Source organism: Kitasatospora sp. NPDC018058 (assembly GCF_044327205.1).
Taxonomy (GTDB): Bacteria; Actinomycetota; Actinomycetes; order Streptomycetales; family Streptomycetaceae; genus Kitasatospora.
The window spans coordinates 210,132-229,588 of sequence record NZ_JBIRFA010000005.1; the positions used below are offsets into that span (position 1 = coordinate 210,132).

Annotated in this window: 19 protein-coding genes, 1 tRNA gene and 1 pseudogene; 8 read left to right on the top strand and 13 right to left on the bottom strand. The window is 71.9% G+C overall.

Annotation, left to right across the window (positions count from 1 at the left end):
* Nucleotides 1-395 precede the first annotated feature (395 nt).
* A complete protein-coding gene (locus ACH4E7_RS09335) occupies nt 396-617 on the bottom strand; it encodes a hypothetical protein (protein WP_360328870.1) in 222 nt (73 codons plus the stop codon).
* 120 nt (nt 618-737) lie between these two features.
* Between ACH4E7_RS09335 and ACH4E7_RS09340 the strand changes: the two genes are divergently transcribed.
* Together ACH4E7_RS09340 and xerC are read left to right on the top strand one after the other, a co-directional pair.
* Nucleotides 738-1,361, top strand: coding sequence for a helix-turn-helix transcriptional regulator (locus ACH4E7_RS09340; RefSeq protein ID WP_396248387.1), 624 nt, complete (start codon nt 738-740; stop codon nt 1,359-1,361).
* A pseudogene (xerC, locus tag ACH4E7_RS09345) lies at nt 1,358-2,845 on the top strand (tyrosine recombinase XerC); the annotation flags it as partial. The gene ACH4E7_RS09340 and the pseudogene xerC, both read left to right, overlap by 4 nt.
* 162 nt (nt 2,846-3,007) lie before the next feature.
* On the opposite strand, the gene ACH4E7_RS09350 reads toward xerC, so the two are convergent.
* A tRNA-Thr gene (locus ACH4E7_RS09350) sits at nt 3,008-3,081 on the bottom strand.
* Between the two features lie 280 nt (nt 3,082-3,361).
* Here ACH4E7_RS09350 and ACH4E7_RS09355 point away from each other — a divergent pair.
* The 3 genes from ACH4E7_RS09355 to ACH4E7_RS09365 all read left to right on the top strand — a co-directional run bounded on the left by ACH4E7_RS09355 (nt 3,362) and on the right by ACH4E7_RS09365 (nt 5,923).
* Nucleotides 3,362-4,459, top strand: a complete 1,098-nt coding sequence (locus ACH4E7_RS09355; RefSeq protein ID WP_396248388.1) for an ABC transporter ATP-binding protein — start codon at nt 3,362-3,364, stop codon at nt 4,457-4,459.
* 177 nt (nt 4,460-4,636) lie between these two features.
* Nucleotides 4,637-5,080: a hypothetical protein gene (locus tag ACH4E7_RS09360; RefSeq protein ID WP_396248389.1), complete on the top strand. Its 444-nt coding sequence runs from the start codon at nt 4,637-4,639 to the stop codon at nt 5,078-5,080.
* A 54-nt stretch (nt 5,081-5,134) separates the two neighbouring features.
* On the top strand, nt 5,135-5,923 hold the full coding sequence (locus tag ACH4E7_RS09365) for an NDP-sugar synthase (RefSeq protein WP_396248390.1): 789 nt from the start codon (nt 5,135-5,137) through the stop codon (nt 5,921-5,923).
* An 83-nt stretch (nt 5,924-6,006) separates the two neighbouring features.
* Here the strand turns inward: ACH4E7_RS09365 and ACH4E7_RS09370 are convergent, their stop codons facing one another.
* From ACH4E7_RS09370 to ACH4E7_RS09400, 7 genes are all read right to left on the bottom strand, one after another.
* Nucleotides 6,007-7,674 carry a DoxX family membrane protein gene (locus tag ACH4E7_RS09370; protein ID WP_396248391.1) on the bottom strand — a complete coding sequence of 556 codons (1,668 nt, stop codon included), beginning with the start codon at nt 7,672-7,674 and terminating at the stop codon, nt 6,007-6,009.
* Nucleotides 7,675-7,842: 168 nt separating this feature from the next.
* Nucleotides 7,843-8,832 carry a 23S rRNA (guanosine(2251)-2'-O)-methyltransferase RlmB gene (rlmB, locus tag ACH4E7_RS09375; RefSeq protein ID WP_396248392.1) on the bottom strand — a complete coding sequence of 330 codons (990 nt, stop codon included), beginning with the start codon at nt 8,830-8,832 and terminating at the stop codon, nt 7,843-7,845.
* Nucleotides 8,833-8,967: 135 nt separating this feature from the next.
* The gene (gene cysS, locus ACH4E7_RS09380) at nt 8,968-10,362 is read right to left on the bottom strand and encodes a cysteine--tRNA ligase (RefSeq protein WP_396248393.1); all 1,395 of its coding nucleotides are present in this window, start codon (nt 10,360-10,362) and stop codon (nt 8,968-8,970) included.
* 94 nt (nt 10,363-10,456) lie between these two features.
* Nucleotides 10,457-10,852, bottom strand: coding sequence for a PPOX class F420-dependent oxidoreductase (locus tag ACH4E7_RS09385; RefSeq protein WP_396248394.1), 396 nt, complete (start codon nt 10,850-10,852; stop codon nt 10,457-10,459).
* A gap of 158 nt (nt 10,853-11,010) precedes the next feature.
* Nucleotides 11,011-11,502 (bottom strand): 2-C-methyl-D-erythritol 2,4-cyclodiphosphate synthase, encoded by a 492-nt coding sequence (gene ispF / locus ACH4E7_RS09390; RefSeq protein WP_396248395.1) that lies wholly within the window; start codon nt 11,500-11,502, stop codon nt 11,011-11,013.
* A complete protein-coding gene (ispD, locus tag ACH4E7_RS09395; protein ID WP_396248519.1) occupies nt 11,492-12,247 on the bottom strand; it encodes a 2-C-methyl-D-erythritol 4-phosphate cytidylyltransferase in 756 nt (251 codons plus the stop codon). The genes ispF and ispD overlap by 11 nt, the downstream gene beginning before the upstream one ends.
* A 258-nt stretch (nt 12,248-12,505) precedes the next feature.
* The gene (locus ACH4E7_RS09400; RefSeq protein WP_030244332.1) at nt 12,506-12,988 is read right to left on the bottom strand and encodes a CarD family transcriptional regulator; all 483 of its coding nucleotides are present in this window, start codon (nt 12,986-12,988) and stop codon (nt 12,506-12,508) included.
* Nucleotides 12,989-13,416: 428 nt separating this feature from the next.
* Here ACH4E7_RS09400 and ACH4E7_RS09405 point away from each other — a divergent pair, with 428 nt between their 5' ends.
* On the top strand, nt 13,417-14,130 hold the full coding sequence (locus tag ACH4E7_RS09405; protein WP_396248396.1) for a DUF461 domain-containing protein: 714 nt from the start codon (nt 13,417-13,419) through the stop codon (nt 14,128-14,130).
* Nucleotides 14,131-14,246: 116 nt separating this feature from the next.
* On the opposite strand, the gene ACH4E7_RS09410 is transcribed toward ACH4E7_RS09405, so the two are convergent.
* Together ACH4E7_RS09410 and ACH4E7_RS09415 are read right to left on the bottom strand one after the other, a co-directional pair.
* Complete coding sequence (locus tag ACH4E7_RS09410; RefSeq protein ID WP_396248397.1) at nt 14,247-14,942, bottom strand: response regulator; 696 nt, start codon at nt 14,940-14,942, stop codon at nt 14,247-14,249.
* Nucleotides 14,943-14,944: 2 nt separating this feature from the next.
* Nucleotides 14,945-16,375, bottom strand: a complete 1,431-nt coding sequence (locus ACH4E7_RS09415) for a sensor histidine kinase (RefSeq protein WP_396248398.1) — start codon at nt 16,373-16,375, stop codon at nt 14,945-14,947.
* Nucleotides 16,376-16,681: 306 nt separating this feature from the next.
* On the opposite strand from ACH4E7_RS09415, the gene phoU reads away from it, so the two are divergent.
* Together phoU and ACH4E7_RS09425 are read left to right on the top strand one after the other, a co-directional pair.
* A complete protein-coding gene (gene phoU, locus ACH4E7_RS09420; RefSeq protein WP_396248399.1) occupies nt 16,682-17,368 on the top strand; it encodes a phosphate signaling complex protein PhoU in 687 nt (228 codons plus the stop codon).
* Nucleotides 17,369-17,537: 169 nt separating this feature from the next.
* The gene (locus ACH4E7_RS09425) at nt 17,538-17,717 is read left to right on the top strand and encodes a hypothetical protein (RefSeq protein ID WP_380608515.1); all 180 of its coding nucleotides are present in this window, start codon (nt 17,538-17,540) and stop codon (nt 17,715-17,717) included.
* A gap of 115 nt (nt 17,718-17,832) precedes the next feature.
* Here the strand turns inward: ACH4E7_RS09425 and ACH4E7_RS09430 are convergent, their stop codons facing one another.
* Entirely contained in the window at nt 17,833-18,429 is a 597-nt protein-coding gene (locus ACH4E7_RS09430) for a lytic polysaccharide monooxygenase (protein WP_396248400.1), read from the bottom strand.
* A 256-nt stretch (nt 18,430-18,685) separates the two neighbouring features.
* Entirely contained in the window at nt 18,686-19,444 is a 759-nt protein-coding gene (locus tag ACH4E7_RS09435) for a phosphoglyceromutase (RefSeq protein ID WP_355672136.1), read from the bottom strand.
* Between the last annotated feature and the right edge of the window lie 13 nt (nt 19,445-19,457).

The following is a 19,457-nucleotide window of genomic DNA, read 5'->3' on the forward strand; positions in this document are numbered from 1 at the left end:
TTCTGACCGACCGCCGGTCGGAAACCCGGGACGGCCACAGGTGGCCAGTCCTGCGCCTGGCCTCCCGGTGTGGGCTGCGGAGAAGTAGAGTTCACGGTGAAGCTCCTCGCTGGGGCGCACGACCTGGACCGTCGCGCTGCCACCGGTTGAACTGATTCGCTGATCTGGGGACTTCGTCCGGCCCTCGGTGTTGGTAGCACCGAGGGCCGTCGCATTCCCGGCTTGCTCGGGTGAACGAGCTGAGTGGGCTCAACTCGCAGGCGGATGGACTACGTTGCGCAGCCGTACGACCGGCGGGCGACGCGACGATACGACCGCCCTGGTGGAAGATCCACTGCTCTGGCGGCAGTCCTCTCACGGCAGACAACCTCGTGGACCGACCAGCGGCCTTGTCATCACGCAGCCTCACCGCCAGGCGTGACGTCGATGCCCAGCAGTCGCAGGAGATCTGCGGTGATCACCCGGTACTTCTTGCCGAGCCGCAGCACGCGGCACGGGTAGGCATCCCGTCGTGCGAGTTCGTACCCCTTGCTGCGGCCGAGGCCGATGGCTCGGTTCGCGGTGTCCAGGTCGATCGCGGCCGGCAACGCGAGCAACTCCACCCGGCCCATGCCCATGACCTCCTGGTTTCCGGTCTCAGTTCGCACAGCTGTCTCCATTCGTGAGGGCAGACCCCGGTCGGGGGATCCCGCAGCTGCGGGATCGAGGAGCAGCTTGCACGGCCATAAAGTGTCGATATGACACACGACGAAGTGGAATCTTGGTCGGCACGGATTACGAAAGTCGTGATCGCTGAGGTTCGCAGGCGCCGGAAGGAGCTGGGCATGACCGCGCAGGACCTGGCCGATGCCTGCGAGGAGCTGGGCCACCCCATCCCGCGCAACGTCATCGCGAACTGGGAGTCCGGGCGCCGGCTGACCCTCACCGTCCCGGAGCTACTCGTTCTCGCCAAGGCGGTCGACACGCCGCCGGCCGAGCTGGTTTTCCCGCTCGGCGGGAGCGCCCAAGTCGGCTGCCTCCCGGGCGAGAGCCGAGACCCGTGGACGGCGTTCAGCTGGTTCACCGGAGAGGACCTGGACTACGGAGACGCGGCCGTGTTCCGCGAGTACGCGAACGTCGAGCGTCGCATCCGGACCGGGCACCACGACGCGTGGCAGCTCCAGTTCGCGGGCCAGAGGGAGAGCTGGCCGCCCGACGCCGATGCCACGTTCGGCCGCCTCGTACAGGCCGTCCGCTCGGAACTCGCGCCGATCAGGAGTCGCATGCGCGAGCTGGAGCTGACTCCCCCTCCGCTTCCGAGCCACCTCGCGTTCCTCGACAACGAGCAGGAGGACAACCAGATGAGGGAAGGAACTCCATGAAAGGCTCCACCTACCACCGCTGCTACTGCCGGGACGCCGACACCGGCAAGCCGCTCGGTAAGGCCTGCCCGAAGCTCAGCAGCCGCAAGCACGGCTCCTACGCGGTACGCCAGGAGCTGCCCAACCGCCCGGACGGCTCACGCCGCTCCTTCAACCGCTCCGGCTACGAGTCCCGCAAGACCGCCCAGGCCGATCTCGATCAGGTCCGCGAGCTGCTGCACATCCCGGACGCGGACGACCCCGAGGGACTCGCGCAGATAGCCGACCTGCTGGAGAAGGTCGCCCACGAGAAGGCCCCGCTGCCCGACATCGAGGAGATCCGGCGCCGGCTCGCCTCCGGGCAGGACCTCCAGAACCGGCTGAAGGTAGGCGAGTGGCTCGACCAGTGGCTGGCGGGCAAGCGTGGCCGCCAGACCGCGATCAGCCGCGACGAGAGCAGCATCCGGCTCCACATCAAGCCGCGAATCGGCCACGTCCGGCTCGACCGCCTCCGGGTCCGGCACCTGGAGGAGATGTTCGCGACCATCGAGGAGGCGAACATCGAGATCGCCGAGGCGAACGCCCAGCGGCACGCCGCCATCGACGAGCTGGCGCAGATCCCCTGGAAGGGGCGAGAGTTCCGCGCGCAGCGCAAGGCCCTCAAAACTGCCATGGCCGAGATGGAGCCGTTCCGCCGGACCGTCAGCGCAGCGACCTGCCAGCGGATCCGCTCAACGCTCCGTGCGGGCCTCAACGCCGCGATCCGGCGGCAGATCATCACCTTCAACCCGGCCTCCCACGTCGAGCTGGAGTCCGCGAAGCGGCCCAAGCCGCTCGTGTGGACGGAGGAGCGGATCGAGCACTGGGAGCTCACCGGCGAGCGCCCGTCGCCCGTGATGGTCTGGACGCCGGAGCAGACTGGCGCCTTCCTCGACCAGGCCGCCGGCGACCGCCTGTACGCGCTGTTCCACCTGATCACCTTCCGGGGGCTCCGGCGAGGCGAGGCGTGCGGCCAGCGGTGGGCCGACACCAACCTGAAGTCCGGGCTCCTCACGGTGGCGAAGCAGCTCGTCGTGGACGGCTGGGCGGTCTACGAGGACGATCCCAAGACCGACGCGGGCGCCCGCACCATCGCCCTCGACTCCGAGACAGTGGCCGTCCTGGAGGCGCACCGCGAACGGCAGCAGGCCAACCGAGAGAAGTGGGGCACCGCCTGGGTCGAGACCGGCCGGGTCTTCACCAAGGAGAACGGCGAGTGGCTGCACCCGACCGCCGTGACCGACCGGTTCCGCGAGCTGGCCGAGGAGGCCGGCCTGCCGCCAATCCGGCTGCATGATCTCCGGCACGGCGCGGCCACGCTCGCTCACGCGGCGGGCGCTGACCTGCACTCGATCAAGGAGATGCCCGGCCACTCCTCGATCGGCATCACCTCGGACACGTACACAACTCTGCTCCCGCAGGTCGACCGGGCGATCGCCGAGGCGGCGGCCCGGCTCGTCCCCCGGGCGAACAGGCCGCGCAAGGTTGCCCAGTCCATCGCGAACACCCAGCTCACCGGGCCATCCGCTCACGCATCGCTCACGCAAACGGCCTCGGACGCGAAGTCCGAGGCCGGCGATAAAGCCCCCAGAAGGCCAAACCTGCAGCTCATCCGGGGTGGAAACGAGAGCCCCCTGTCGGGTTCGAACCGACGACCCCCGCTTTACAAGAGCGGTGCTCTGGCCAGCTGAGCTAAGGAGGCACGGTGGCCGTCCGCGATGGATCACGGCGGCACCGGGGGCAGTCTACCGGGCCGAGGTGGCGGGGTGGGGGGATATCCGGGGGTTGGCGGGGCGGGCGGGCGTGATGGAACCGATGCCGAAAACGGGGCGGAGGGGGCTGACAAGCGGCGAAAGCGCAGGTAGCGTCGCCGGGAGTCGGTTCTCTTAGTGGTTCAGACCACTGACGGACCGACGGAGACGAACCACCCCCCTTTACTCGGATCGTCCGGCACGTTCCTGCCGGTGAAGGAGAGCACAACCATGGCTTCTGTCACGTACGACCAGGCGACCCGCATCTACCCCGGGGCGACCAAGCCCTCGGTGGACGCGCTGGACCTGGAGATCGCGGACGGCGAATTCCTCGTTCTGGTCGGCCCGTCGGGCTGCGGCAAGTCGACCAGCCTGCGCATGCTGGCCGGCCTGGAGGACGTCAACAGCGGCGCCATCCGGATCGGCGACCGGGACGTCACCCACCTGCCGCCGAAGGACCGGGACATCGCCATGGTGTTCCAGAACTACGCGCTCTACCCGCACATGACCGTCGCCGAGAACATGGGCTTCGCGCTCAAGATCGCCGGCGTCAACAAGGCGGACATCCGCACCAAGGTCGAGGAGGCGGCGAAGATCCTCGACCTCACCGACTACCTGGACCGCAAGCCGAAGGCGCTCTCCGGCGGTCAGCGCCAGCGCGTCGCGATGGGCCGCGCGATCGTCCGCCAGCCGCAGGTCTTCCTGATGGACGAGCCGCTGTCGAACCTGGACGCCAAGCTCCGCGTCTCGACCCGCACCCAGATCGCCGGTCTGCAGCGCCGTCTGGGCATCACCACCGTGTACGTGACCCACGACCAGACCGAGGCGCTCACCATGGGCGACCGGGTCGCGGTGCTCAAGGACGGTCTGCTGCAGCAGGTCGACACCCCGCGCAACATGTACGACAAGCCCGCCAACCTCTTCGTGGCCGGCTTCATCGGCTCGCCGGCCATGAACCTGGTCGAGGTGCCGCTGGTGGACGGCGGCGTGAAGTTCGGCGGCTCGGTCGTCAACATCTCGCGCGAGAACCTGGCCGGCGCCGGCTCCGACAAGACGGTGATCGTCGGCATCCGCCCCGAGCACTTCGAGATCGTCCCGGCCGGCGGCATCGAGGGCGTCGCGGTGACCGTGAACGTGGTCGAGGAGCTCGGCTCGGACGGCTTCGTCTACGGCACCACCCAGATCGGCGGCGTGGACAAGGACCTGGTCGTCCGCGTGCCCGGCCGCCAGATCCCGACCCGCGGCGAGACCATCCACGTCGTGCCGATCGCGCAGGAGACCCACGTCTTCGCCACCAGCACCGGTGCGCGCCTGAGCGTCTGCGACTGACGCGGACTGACGCGCCAGCGAACCACCCCGACGGAGCCCGTCGGACCCTCCCCGGTCCGGCGGGCTCCGTCCGTACACCCCCGCGTCAACACGGTGCAGGGACGAACCCGGACACCGCGTCACTCGATGGTGTAACGGAGGGCGATCCGGCCCGCACCCACCGCTACTCTCCTGAGGGTGAAGCAGCTTGTGCGCCGTATCGGCCAGACCGTCGCCCTGACCCTGCCGGTCGTCCTGGTGACCACCGGCACCCTCGCCGTGACCCGGGTCCCGTGGGCCCCACCGACCGGGCTCGACCAGCAGGTCGTGGCGGCGTCCAGCGGTGACGGCGCCGGGATCGGGCGTTCCGCCGCCGCCACCACCAAGACGGACGGGCTGGCCCCTCAGGAGTCCCTGCGGGTGGCGCTGCTGGACGAGCTGCGCGCCAAGAACCCGTCGGCCGCGCTGGACCTGCTGGAACGCTCGATGCGCGAGCAGCCCTCACTCACGCCGTACTGCGCCTCGCTGGCGACCGAGCTGGGCAAGGCCGCGGTGCGCAAGTACCAGGGCGACGTCCAGCGAGCCCGCTCCTTCGCCCGCCCGGTCTGCGACGGCTCCTTCGCGGCGGGCGTCGTCGGCTGACGGTCGACGACGGTGGGCTGACGAAGAACGCCGCAGGCGTCTTATCGTTCAGGCATGACCGCTGACTCCAGCCCCACCGCCGACCTCGTGTCCCCGCAGTCCCACCAGCCCCGGCCGACCACGACGCCCGTCACCCAGGCCGTCATCCTGGCCGGCGGGCAGGGCTCCCGGCTGCGCCCCTACACGGACGACCGCCCCAAGCCGCTGGTCGAGATCCCGGGGACGGGCACTCCGATCCTCGGCCACCAGCTGGCCTGGCTGGCCGCCGAGGGCGTCACCGACGTCGTGGTGTCCTGCGGGCACCTCGCCGACGTGCTGGAGGAGTGGCTCGACAGGGCGGACCTGCCGCTGCGGGTCCGTACGGTGGTCGAGGAGGAGCCGCTCGGGCGCGGCGGCGGCCTCAAGTACGCGGCCAAGGCGCTGCCCCGCCCGGACGAGCCCTGGTACGCCACCAACGGCGACATCTGGACCCGCTTCAGCCTGCGCGACATGGCCGCCTTCCACCACGAGCGGGACGCCGTCGCGACGCTCGCGCTGGCCCGGCCGCGGATCCCCTGGGGCGCGGTGGAGACCGACCAGTTCGGCAATGTGCTGGACTTCATCGAGGCCCCGCCCTCGCCCTTCCTGATCAATGCCGGCCTGTACGTGTTCAGCCCGGAGTTCGCCGAGCTGCTGCCGGACGTGGGCGACCACGAGCGCACCACCTTCCCCCAACTCGCCCGCGGCAAGCGGCTGGCGGGCTACCAGCTGCCGCAGGGCGTGTACTGGCGCGCCATCGACACGGCGAAGGACCTCACCGAGGCGGCCAAGGAGCTCGCCGCGCACCGCGACATCTCCCGCTGACGGCACGACTCCGCCGACAGCACGACGGCCGGGTGCTCCCCCACGGAGCACCCGGCCGTCGTGCCGGGGGACGGGACGGGACGTCAGGTCGCCGTCGGCGCCCCCGGCCGGGAGGAGTTCCCACCGCCGGACAGGTCGGCCAGCGGGCCGCTGCCCAGCACCCCGCCGAGCAGCCCCGAGCCGCTGCTCGGGCTCGGCTTGGACGCGGCGCCCGAGCCGCCGGCGGCCGGGGTGCTGCGCTGGGCCTGCGCGGAGCCGCCCGCGGAGGCCGCGGACGGGGCCGCCGACGCCGGGGAGGAGCCCGCCCCGTTCTCCGTCTTGCCGGAATGCCTGCCGCTCGGCGTGGGGGTGGCCGACTTGGCGCCGGGGGCGCTGGACGAGGCGGTCGCGCTCGGCGTGGGGGTGGCCGGGCGCGGGGCGGCGGGCGAGGGCGAGGTGGACGTGCCCTGGCCGCCCGGGGCGCCGGACGGGCTGCCCGACGGCCAGACCGGGGTGCCGTAGTCGGTGGCCGGGCGGGCCGGCGCCTGGTGCGGCCGGGCACCGGTTCGAACGGCCGCACCCAGCATCGAGCCGAGCAGCAGGGTCAGGCCGACCACGACGGTGGTGACCACCGTGCCCCGGCGCAGCACCCGGCGGCGCAGCGCGCCCGGCGCGCCCGCGCCGACGCGGCGCCAGGCCTCCAGGTTGAGCCGCCCGTCCAGTGAGGCGAACGGCGCCCCGGCGATCAGCAGCGGGCTCCACGCCGCGAGGAAGATCAGGTCCGGCGTGTCGTAGACCGGCACGGCCCGCCAGCTGACGGTGAACAGCAGCACCGCGGAGAGCAGCATCGCCGCCCCGGCCGCGAGCCGCTGCCACAGGCCCAGGATGGTCAGCACGCCGGCCACGATCTCGGTGAACGACACCACCAGGCCGGAGCCCACCGGGTGCGCCATCGCGAACGCGAGCAGCGGCTCGGCGACCTTCCACGGGTGCAGCGAGGAGAGCCAGCGCATCATCGAGCCGCGCTCGCCGCCGTCGAAGTACACCGGGTCGCAGAGCTTGCTGAACCCGGCGTAGACCGAGAGCGAGCCAAGCACCGCGCGCAGCGGCAGCAGCACCAGGCCGAGGTCGACCCGGCGGCCGGGGTACCAGGGCTGCTTGCCCTCGGCCTCGACGGCGGAGACCTCGGGCAGCTCGCCGCTCGGGGTCCAGCCGTGCGGCTCGCCGACCGGGCCGACGCCCGCGTCGGTGGCGGTGCCGGCGCCCTCGCGCGGCTGGCGCGGGACGGTCCGGGCCCCGGCGTAGGCCGGGAGCACCCGGGTGTCCGCCTCGGCCAGGCCGACACCGCCGCCGGTCGGGGAGCCGTTCCGGCGCACCGCCTCCAGCAGCCGGGTGGCCGCGAGGTCCCCGGGGGCCGCCTGGCCGGTCCAGGTGACGGCGGTGACCCGGCCCTTGCGGCGCGGCGCACCGCCGGCCCCGACCAGCGCCGGGACGGCGGAGGCGGGCACGACGACCTGCGGGGTGACCAGCGGACGGCGGATCAGGCCCTGGTTGGCGTACGGGTCGCCGAACGCGGCGCCGCTGGACAGCAGTCCGGCCGGGGCCTCGATCAGCGGCGCCATCGGGGCGCCGAGCCGGAGCCGGAAGCTCGCCTGGGTGCTGCTGAGGCGCGCCGGGTCCGACGGCACCTTGACGGTGTCGAGCCCGGGGCCCGCGTCTATCCCGGTACTGCCGCCGCCGAACAGGGGGCGCCGAGGTGTTCTGGTGTCCACGCCCGTCTAACCGGGCGACGGCCGCTTTGGACACTCTCCCGGGTGGATGTCCGGCGCATACTTGAAGTGATCATGAAAAAAGCGATCGGACCCGGTCGGGCCCGATCGCTTTTCACTGGGATCGCGGAGAATTCAGAAGATCGCCTGCGGAGAGAACACCGGGTGTGCTCAGCGCTTGGCGCGCAGCCGCGCGGCCTCGTACAGCACGATGCCCGCCGCGACACCGGCGTTCAGCGACTCGGTCAGCCCGGACATCGGGATCCGCACCCGCATGTCGCAGGTCTCCGAGACCAGCCGGGACAGGCCCTTGCCCTCGCTGCCCGCGACGATCACGACCGGGCCGGTCAGCAGTTCCAGGTCGCCCAGCTCGGCCTCACCGTCGGCGGCCAGGCCGACCACCATCAGACCGGCCTTCTGGTAGGCCTCCAGGGTGCGGGTCAGGTTGGTGGCGCGGGCCACGGGCAGCCGGGCCGCGGCACCGGAGGAGGTCTTCCAGGCGCCGGCGGTCATGCCGGCCGCGCGGCGCTCGGGGATGACCACGCCGTGCGCGCCGAAGGCGGCGGCGGAGCGGACCACGGCGCCCAGGTTGCGCGAGTCGGTGACCCCGTCCAGGGCGATGATCAGCGCGTCCTGGCCGGCGTCGGAGGCCTCCACCAGGAGGTCCTCGGGGTGCGCGTACTCGTACGGCGGCACCTGGAGCACCAGGCCCTGGTGGTTGAGCCCGCCGGTCATCTGGTCCAGCTGCGGGCGCGGGGCCTCCATCAGCGGGATGCCGCGGTCGTTGGCGGCCTGGAAGGCCTCGCGGACCCGGTCGTCGGTGTCGATGAACTGCTGGACGTACAGCGCGTTCGCCGGGACGTCGCCCTGCAGCGCCTCGACCACCGAGTTGCGGCCGAAGACCAGCTCGGCGCTGCCCGCACCGCCCCGGCCGCCCCGGCCGGCCCCGGCGCGGCGCATGCCGGCACGGGCCTTGGCGTCCCGCTCGCGCTTGATCGCGGCGTTGGCGGCGCGCTGCTTGGGGTGGCCCTTGCGCTCCGCGCCGGGCGGGGTCGGGCCCTTGCCCTGGAGCGCCTTCCGGCTGTGCCCGCCGGTACCGACAGACGCACCCTTCTTCGATCCGGGGTTGCGGCGGTTCCTGCGCTGGCTGTTGCCGGCCATGGCTGTACTTCCTGTCTGTCCGGCATGCCCGGCCGCTCCGCTCGGTGCGGCGGCGGCCGACGGCATGCGCTACGTCATGCGGGAGGGCCGCACCGGTCCGGTACGGCCCACCCTCACCCCGATCGTCAGATGGGGTTACTGGTTGTTGACCGTCCAGCGCGGGCCGGACGGGGTGTCCTCGATGGCCAGCCCGGCCAGGCCGAGCTGGTCGCGGATGGCATCCGCGGTGGCGAAGTCCTTGCGCTCGCGCGCCGCCTGCCGCTGGTCCAGGACCAAGCGGACCAGCGAGTCGACCACGCCGTGGAGGTCCTCGCCACGCTCCGCCCCGGCCCAGTGCGGGTCGAGCGGGTCGAGGCCCAGTACACCGAGCATCGCACGGACCTCGGCCAGTCGCGCCACCACGCTCTCCTTGTCGTCCGCGTTCAGGGCGCTGTTGCCCTGGCGGACGGCGGTGTGGACGACGGCGAGCGCCTGCGGCACGCCGAAGTCGTCGTCCATCGCCTCGGCGAAGGCCGGCGGCACCTCGGGCGCCGCGTCGATCTCGCCGCAGCGCTCGACGGCGCGCTGGATGAAGCCCTCGATCCGGCCGAACCCGGCCTCGGCCTCGCGCAGCGACTCCTCGCTGTACTCGATCATCGAGCGGTAGTGCGGGGCGCCCAGGTAGTAGCGGAGCACGATCGGCCGCCAGCGCTGGACCATCTCGGAGACCAGCACCGAGTTGCCCAGCGACTTGCTCATCTTCTCGCCGGCCATGGTGACCCAGGCGTTGTGCGCCCAGAAGGCGGCGAAGTCGTCGCCGTAGGCCTTGGACTGGGCGATCTCGTTCTCGTGGTGCGGGAAGATCAGGTCCAGCCCGCCGCCGTGGATGTCGAAGGCCGGGCCCAGGTACTTGTGGGCCATCGCCGAGCACTCCAGGTGCCAGCCCGGACGGCCGCGACCCCACGGGGTCTCCCAGCTCGGCTCGCCCGGCTTGGCGGTCTTCCACATCGCGAAGTCGCGCTGGTCGCGCTTGCCGGTCTCGCCCTCGCCCTCGGGCTGGCGCAGGTCGTCCAGCTTCTGGTTGGAGAGCGCGAGGTAGTCGGGGTACGACTTCACGTCGAAGTAGACGTTGCCGTCGGCCGCGTAGGCGTGGCCCTTCTCGATGAGCCCCTGCATCATCTCGATCATCTCGGGGATGTGCCCGGTGGCCCGCGGCTCGACGGTCGGCGGCAGGCAGCCGAGCGCGTTGTAACCCTCGTTGAAGGCGCGCTCGTTCTCGTACCCGATCTGCCACCACGGCGTGCCGAGCTCGCGCTCCTTGGCGATGATCTTGTCGTCGATGTCGGTGACGTTGCGGACGAAGGTCACCTGGTAGCCGCGGTAGGCGAACCACCGCTGCATGATGTCGAAGTTGAGGTAGGACCGGACGTGCCCGATGTGTGGCGCCGACTGGACGGTAGCGCCGCACAGGTAGATCGAGACACAACCCGGTACAAGCGGGACGAAGTCGCGTACCTGGCGGGTGCTGGTGTCGTACAGACGAATGCTCACAGCGTCAAGCGTAGTGGGCAGCGGGGGGTGCCCCGCGACATTCCCCGGGAATGACGGGCCGCATCCCCGGGGAAACGCGACTCGGCCGTGCCGGTCAGATGCCGCCGACCACCTTGCGCGGGCTGAGCCGGACGACCACCCGGACGTCGTCCGGGCCGTCCCAGGTGTAGGCGTCCACGCCGCGGTACTTGGCGGCCAGCTCGTTGATCAGCTCCCGGCCGCCCTCGGTGGTCATCGTCACCGAGCCGCGCGCCTCCAGGTACTCGTACGGACTCTCCGGCGGGTTGATCACCAGCGAGACACGCGGGTCCTTCACCAGGTTGAGGTGCTTGCGGCGGCCCTCGACCGTGGAGAACAGGATGTCGTCGCCGTCCCGCTTGACCCAGACCACGGAGGACTGGGGGCTGCCGTCGGGCTGGATCGTGGAGATCACGGCGAAGCTCTTGCCGTCGAGCAACGCCTTGGCCTTGTCGGAAAGTTCTACTCCCATCGGAAACCTCTTCTCGTCGGCGGCGGTACGGACCCGGACCCGGACCCGGGGCGAGCTCCGCGCGGGCCCGTCTCGCACACTATCGATCCGAGCCCCGCAGCACCCGGTGAACACCCGTCAGCAGTCGGGTATTTCCGCCCCGCCGACCGACACCCCGCTCAACGCCGTTCGTACACCAGGGCGGTGGCGATCGCGGCCAGCCCCTCGGCCCGACCGGTCAGACCCAGACCGTCGGTGGTGGTGCCGGAGACCGAGACCGGCGCACCGGCCGCCTCGGACAGCGCGGCCTGCGCCTCGGCCCGGCGCTTGCCGATCTTCGGCCGGACACCGATCACCTGGACCGCGACGTTGCCGATCTCGAAGCCCGCCGCGCGGACCAGCCGGGCCGCCTCGCCGAGCAGCTTCACCCCGGAGGCACCGGCCCACTCCGGGCGGTCGGTGCCGAAGTGGGCGCCCAGGTCGCCGATTCCGGCGGCCGAGAACAGCGCGTCACAGGCGGCGTGCGCGGCGACGTCCGCGTCCGAGTGCCCGGAGAGCCCGAACTCGGCGTCCGGCCACTCCAGTCCGGCCACCCAGAGCGGGCGGCCCGCCTCGAAGGCGTGCACATCGGTACCGATCCCGACCCGGGGGATCAACGGCTCAGTAGGCATCGGCGGCCCTCCGGCGGGCGAGTACGGCCTCGGCGAGTACGAGGTCCAACGGACGGGTGACCTTGAACGCCTCCTCGTGGCCGGGCACCACGACGACCCGGCCGCCGTAGCGCTCCACCAGGCCGGCGTCGTCGGTGACGGCCGGGGCGTCGGCGCCGCCCGCGGCCTCCTCGGCCAGCGCCTTGGCGTGCACCTCGACCAGGGTGGCCCGGTCGAAGCCCTGCGGGGTCTGCACCGCGCGCAGGGTGGCCCGCTCCGGCGTGTCGACGACCGGCTCGGGACGGCCCGGGTTCGGCTCGACCCGCTTCACGGTGTCGGCCAGCGGCACCGCGGGCACCACCGCCTCGGCCCCGGCCCGGACGGCGGCCGCGACGGCGTCCACCACCTCGACCGGGACGAGCGGGCGGGCCGCGTCGTGCACCAGGACGATCTCCACGTCCTCCGGGATCGCGTCCAGTCCGAGCCGGACCGACTCCTGGCGGGTCGCGCCGCCGGCCACCACCCGGATGTCCTTGCCGTCCAGTCCGTGGCTGTCCAGCAGGGCGACCACCTCGGCCACCCCGTCGGCGGGCGCGGCGACCACGACCAGGCCGACCGCCCGGCTGCGCGCCAGGGCCCGTACGGCGTGCACCAGGAGCGGCACGCCGCCCAGTTCCCGCAGGGCCTTCGGGGCTCCGGGCCCCAGCCGCTCACCGCGTCCGGCGGCGGGCACCACTGCTGCTGCGACTGCTGCTGAGGCGTTCAGGTTTCACTCCTTCGGCGAAGTGGGTATGGCCTTGGCGTGCCCGGCGGGCGCCCGGGCCCCTTCCGAAGAACCACGGTCCACCGCCCGCCGCACAACTCCGTGGAAACGGTCTTGCAGGCCTGGACCGGCTCGGGCGGGAGGCGTCGTCCGGACACGCCTCAGCGCCCGAAGTGCCACTGCACCACCCCTGGACGCTTCGTCCTGGGAGCGGCGCGCCGGCACCGGGCGCTGTGAGCGGTGGGCGGCAGCCCGACTGCACTACGAGGCGAGGACCTCGTCGAGCAGCGTCTCCGCCTTGTCCTCGTTGGTGTTCTCCGCCAGCGCGAGTTCGCTGACGAGGATCTGGCGCGCCTTCGCGAGCATCCGCTTCTCGCCGGCCGAGAGGCCGCGCTCGCGCTCGCGACGCCAGAGGTCGCGCACAACCTCGGCGACCTTGATAACGTCGCCCGAGGCGAGCTTCTCCAGGTTCGCCTTGTAGCGACGGGACCAGTTGGTCGGTTCTTCGGTGTACGGTGCGCGCAGCACCTCGAAGACCCGGTCCAGACCCTCCTGGCCGACCACATCGCGCACGCCGACGAACTCCGCGTTCTCGGCGGGCACGCGGAGCGTCAGGTCTCCCTGCTGCACCTTGAGCACCAGGTAGGTCTTGTCCACACCTTTGATCTGGCGAATTTCGATGGCCTCGATCAGCGCGGCCCCGTGATGGGGGTAGACCACCGTGTCGCCAACCTTGAACGTCATGTGACAGGACCCCTTCCGTGGCTTTCCAGAATAACACGCCTCGCGGCGCACCCGAAGGGCGTTTTCGCAGGTCAGGGCCGGTCTCGGGGCTTGACAAGGACCCCCATGACGTGCTGCGACCGATGTTCGAGACGGGCTTCCCGCAGGTCGGAGGCGGTTCCGGCGTCCGACGAAACCCTTGCGCAACACCCCCGCAGCCGTGATTGGATCTTGAGCTTTCGCCATCTTTCGAGCCGCGACCCAATCGTTATTCGATCTTGGTCGAAGCTTGTCCCCGCCGTGACCCGGACATGACGCCGGTACCGCCGGACGGCCCCGGCGCGGCCCCGGGAGTGCGACACGGGGACCACCCCGTGAGGAGCGCATAAGTGAGGTCGATAATCTGAGACCTGACCTGTCGACACGTGACCTAGGGAGAAGCCGCCGCCGTGAGCCGCAGCCTTCGACGCGGCAGCATCGCCGCCATCACCGCCATCGCCATCGCCTCGCTGTCGTCCTGCGCCGCAAGCAACACGCCGGACACCCTGCAGATCAAGCCCGACAACGCGGCGGCGACCATCGGGACGAACCTCCGGCTGAACAACATCGTGGTCGTCACCGGGGTGGGTACCTCGGGTGACTACACGGGCCCCGCCAACGTGGTCGTCAACATCTCCAACACGGCCGCCGTCCCGGCCGAGCTGCAGTCGATCACCGTCGGCACCAGCAGCGCCACCCTCGCGGACGCCGCGGGTGCTCCGCTGTCCGGCATCGTCGTCCCGGCCGGCGGCTCGGTGGCGATCGGTGGCCAGGGCAACCCGTCCGCCACCGTCGCCTCGGCCTCCGCGCACGTCGGCGGCTTCGCCACCACCACCTTCGCCTTCAAGGACGGCCAGAAGGTCGACACCCAGGCCGGCGTGAGCCCGAACGCGGGCATCTACGCGGGCTTCGGCCCGACCCCGGCGGCCCTCCCGACCCCGGCGGCCCTCCCGACCAAGAGCGTCACCCCGGCCTCCCCGGTCGCGACCGCCCCGGCGGCCACCCCGTCCGCCGGCGCCACCGTCCCGGGCGCCACCGGCACCCCGGCGGCCGGCGCCACCACCGGTGCGGCCACTCCGATCGCTCCCGCCACCCCGTCGGCGACCGCTCCGGCCGCCCACTGACGCGGCACACCGCCTCCCGCGGGCCCTCCCGGGCCCGCGGGAGGCCGCTCACGCGGAGGGCCCCCACCGGTACCGGTGGGGGCCCTCCGCGTCCGTACGTTCCCGCGGTCTACGGCTTACGGCTCGAACTTGTAGCCGAGGCCGCGGACGGTGACCAGGTAGCGCGGCGCGCCCGGGTCGGGCTCGATCTTGGCCCGCAGACGCTTCACGTGGACGTCCAGGGTCTTGGTGTCGCCGACGTAGTCCGCGCCCCAGACCCGGTCGATCAACTGCATGCGGGTGAGCACCCGGCCCGCGTTGCGCAGCAGCATCTCCAGCAGGTCGAACTCCTTGAGCGGCAGCTCGACCTTGGCGCCGTCCACGGTCACCACGTGCCGGTCCACGTCCATCCGGACCGGGCCCGCCTCCAGGGCACCCGGACCGCCGCCGTTGTCGCCCGCGCCGCCGTCCTCGCCGCGGCGGCGCAGCACCGCGCGGATCCGGGCGACCAGCTCACGGGTGGAGTACGGCTTGGTGACGTAGTCGTCAGCGCCTATCTCCAGCCCGACGACCTTGTCGATCTCGCTGTCCTTGGCGGTCACCATGATCACCGGGACGTTGGAACGCACCCGGAGCTGGCGGCAGACCTCGGTGCCCGGCAGGCCCGGCAGCATCAGGTCGAGCAGGACGAGGTCCGCGCCATTGCGTTCGAACTGCTCCAGGGCGTCGGGGCCGGTGGCGGCGACGGCCACCTCGAAGCCCTCCTTGCGGAGCATGTACGAGAGGGCGTCACTGAACGACTCCTCGTCCTCGACCACCAGTACTCGGGTCACGATCAGGCCTCCGGGGCGCGCTGGGTTGTGGTTGTCAGGGGTTCTTCCCGCTCCCCGGCGGGGAGCGAACGGGCCGTACCGTGCGTACGGTCCGCGGTGACGGTTCGGGGTGCGGCGGCGGGCCGGGCGGTGTGGTCGCCGGGCTCGCCGTCGAGTCCGTCGTCGCCGAGGTCCTCGGTGTCGAGGTCCTCGTCGAGCCGGTCCTCGTCGAATTCGTCGTCGCCGGGCGCCTGTCCGGCGGGCAGGCGGACGGTGAAGGTCGAACCCTGGCCCTCGACGCTCCACACCGACACGGTGCCGCCGTGCGAGGCGGCGACGTGCTTGACGATGGACAGGCCGAGGCCGGTGCCGCCGGTCTGCCGGGAGCGGGCCGGGTCGACCCGGTAGAAGCGCTCGAAGACCCGCTCGCGGTCCTTCTCGGAGATGCCGATGCCCTGGTCGGTCACCGAGATCTCGATCAGCTCGCCGTCCGCCTCGCCGAGCGCCGCGGCGCTGGAGATCCGGCGGGTGGCGATCGCCACCCGGGTGCGGGGCGGGCTGTAGTTGACGGCGTTCTCCACCAGGTTGCCGAGCGCGGCGGCGAGCTGGCCGCGGTTGCCGTGCAGGTAGAGCCCGGCGATGCCGCCGGCGGCGATCAGGATCTGCTTGGCGGCGGCCTGCTGGCGGCAGCGGTCGATCGCCTCGGCGATCAGCTCGTCCACCGCGACCGGCTCCGGGTCGACCATCAGCCGGTCGTCCTGGACCCGGGAGAGGTCGATGATCTCCTGCACCAGGCTGGCCAGCCGCGTCGCCTCGACCTGCATCCGGCCGGCGAAGCGCTGCACCGCCTCCGGGTCGTCGGCCGCGTCGGCGACCGCCTCGGAGAGCAGCGACAGGGCGCCGACCGGGGTCTTGAGCTCATGGCTGACGTTGGCCACGAAGTCCCGGCGGACGGCCTCCACCCGACGGCGCTCGGTCTGGTCCTCGACCAGCACCAGCACCAGTCGGGAGCCCAGCGGGGCGACCCGGACGGACACCGCGAGCGGCTCGGCCGCGCGGGCCGCTCCGGGGCGGGGCACCTCCAGCTCGACCTGCCGGATCTCGCCGTCCCGGCGGGTGGCGCGGGCCAGCGCGAGCATCTGGTCCACGGCGACCGCGCCGCCGCGCACCAGGCCCATCGCGTACGCCGCCGAGCTGGCCTTGACCACCTCGTCGCCCTCGCCCAGCACGATCGCGCAGGAGCGGAGCACGGAGAGTACGGTGTCGACCCCCGGCGGCAGCGGGGGTTCCGGGGTGCCGGCGCCCAGTGCCTGGTACCGGCCGTAATGCCTGCCGTTGGCGTGCCTGCCCTTGGCCTGCTCGCGCTCGCTCCAACGGAAGGCGATGGAGGCGGTGAGGCCTACGCCGAGCCCGGCTATGGCACAGGCAGCGGCAGCGGCCACGTTCACGTCCATGTGGCCAGCGTAAGCGCACGGCCAGGCCACTCCCCAAGGGTTGGATCAAGGCATCGACCACGCGTTGCCGAGAATTCACCTTCACGTAGCCGCCGATTCATCGCACCGGCCGTGCGTCGTCGCCCGAACGGCACAGAGTTGGCCATGCAGCCCGTGTGGGAGAGAACCGTGCGCCGAACAGCCGCCACGGTCTCAGGTGTGCGCGTACCATTCGCGCCACCAGCAGCGGTCGCCCGAACGCCGAAACGACGGTCGGACGGGCTGGCCGGTCGGCACCGCCACCGACACAGCTACTGAGGAGAGAACATGCGCGACGCGTACCACGAGGAACTCGACTCGATCGGCGACAGCCTGGTCGAGATGGCGCGACTGGTCGGCTCGGCCATGGGCCGGGCCACCACCGCACTCCTCGACGCGGACCTGGCGCTGGCGGAGGGCGTCATCGCCGCCGACGAGAAGATCAACGACCTCCACCACGAGCTGGAGAACCGCGCCATCGATCTGCTCGCCCGGCAGCAGCCCGTCGCCACCGACCTGCGCATCGTGGTCACCTCGCTGCGGATGAGCGCCGACCTGGAGCGCTGCGGTGACCTCGCCCGGCACGTCGCCAAGGTCGCGCGGATGCGCTACCCCGAGTCGGCCGTGCCCGCCGACCTGCACGCCACCGTCCTGGAGATGGGCCAGCTCGCCCAGAGACTGGTCGCCAAGGCCGGTCTGGTGATCGCCACCAAGGACGTCGACAAGGCTCTGGAGCTGGAGCAGGACGACGACGCCATCGACAGCCTGCACCGCGAGCTACTGTCGCACCTGATCGACGAGCGCTGGCACCACGGCATCGAGACCGCCGTCGACATCACCCTGGTCGGCCGCTACTACGAGCGCTTCGCGGACCACGCCGTGTCGGTCGCCAAGCGCGTGGTGTACCTGGTGACCGGCGAGCACGTGGCCGAGTTCGTGGCCGCCACCGAGGCCGCGGAGGCCGCCGGGGCGTAGTGACCGCCGCTCACCCCCGGGAGGGAGTAAACCTGCGGCGAGGGTGTTGTGGGTGCACGGCCTTCCGCGCATCCCACCACTGCGCGCCCATTGACGCTCCCTCCGATCGGCGGCTTCACTCGACGTTGGGGGCACAGGAGTGTGCCCGTCAGAAGGAGGGAAGAGCTCGATGAAGGCCAACCCGACCCGACCGGCACCAGCCCACAACACCGTCGAGCCGCCCGCCCCGAAGCTGTTGCCCGTCCTCGCGGCCGGCTGCGGCTGCGGACCGGGCTGCGGCTGCGGCTGCCAGTCCGGTGCGCCCTGCCAGTGCGGCGGCGCGGATGGCGGCTGCTGCGGCGGCCACTGAGGCATCCGCCGCCGAGGAGTCAGCAGGGGCACGGCCGCCCGGCGGCCGTGCCCCTCATCCGTTCCGGCGGTCAGGTCCGTTCCGGTGGTCAGGTCCGTTCCGGTGGCCGGGACCGTCAGAACCGGACGTCGGTGCAGGAGTAGAAGGCATTCCCGGTGTCGGCGATCGTCCAGACCGCGACGACCACCTGGTGGCCGGTGCGCCCGCTCGGGAGGGTCGCGGTGTGGCTGAGCGTGCTCGGCACCTGCTGCCCGCCGTACGGAACGGTCAGGAAGGGCGTCAGGTCCAGGCTGTCCCGGGTGATCGGCCGGCTCGCGTCGTATCCCGGCTTGGTCAGGTAGTACCTGAAGTCGGTGGTCGCGTGCCGGGCGGTGAAGGCCCAGGTGAAGGTGAGCCGTTGGCCCGCCGTCACCGGCGTGGTCGGCCAGGCGCCGCCGTGTGGGTCGTCCAGCTCGGCGAAGCGGGCGTTGCCGCCGGCGCAGATGGTGCCGTCGGCGGGCCCGGCGGACGGGAAGCCCTTCGGCCCCTCGACGCTCTGCGGCTCCCACTGGATCTCGCCGCAGTCCCAGGGGACGGCGCTCGCGTCGGCGTCGCAGAGCGCGGCCCGGCTGGGCGGCGTCGTGATGTACCCGTGGGACTGGGCGGGGAAGGCCAGGGTGAGCGGGATCGCCAGCGCGGCGACGGCCGCTCCGACCAGATGACGTGTGCGCATGGTGCTCCTCCGTGGGGGCGGGTGGAGAACACACCGGGGCGCAGACGCGCGCGTGGGGGTGCGGCGGCCCGGGACATGGGGAAACCCTTGGCATGCCTGCGCCGGCCCGGCGCCCTCACGGTAGGAGCCTCCGCCGCCACCCGTCAATGGTCTGAACCATTTAGGGTCGAACCCAACTCGCCTTCCACGCCGGCCGGTTGAACGACGAAGGCCCCGCCCCCGGCGAACCGGGCGGCGGGGCCTCACGCTTTCGGGCCTACTTCTTGCCCTGGTTCTTGACCGCCTCGATGGCGGCGGCGGCGGCCTCGGCGTCGAGGTAGCGGCCACCGGCGACGACCGGCTTGAAGTCGGCGTCGAGCTCGTAGACCAGCGGGATGCCGGTGGGGATGTTCAGGCCGGCGATGTCGGCGTCGGAGATGCCGTCGAGGTGCTTGACCAGCGCGCGCAGGCTGTTGCCGTGGGCGGTGACCAGGACGGTCTTGCCGGCGGCGAGGTCCGGGACGATGGCGTCGTACCAGTACGGGAGCATCCGCTCGACGACGTCCTTCAGGCACTCGGTGCGCGGACGCAGCTCGCTCGGGATCTCGGCGTAGCGGGCGTCACCGGCCTGCGAGTACTCGTTGTCGTCGGCCAGGGCCGGCGGCGGGGTGTCGTAGGAGCGGCGCCACAGCTGGAACTGCTCCTCGCCGAACTCGGCCAGGGTCTGGGCCTTGTCCTTGCCCTGCAGCGCACCGTAGTGGCGCTCGTTCAGGCGCCAGCTGCGGCTGACCGGGATCCAGTGGCGGTCGGCCTTGTCCAGGGCGATCTGCGAGGTGCGGATGGCGCGGCGCAGCAGCGAGGTGTGCACCACGTCGGGGAGCAGGCCCTCGGCGGACAGGAGCTCGCCACCGCGGGCGGCCTCCTTCTCGCCCTTCTCGTTGAGGTCGACGTCGACCCAACCGGTGAACAGGTTCTTCTGGTTCCACTGGCTCTCGCCGTGGCGGAGCAGGATGAGTCGGTACGTCGTGTCAGCCATGGGCCCCAGCTTA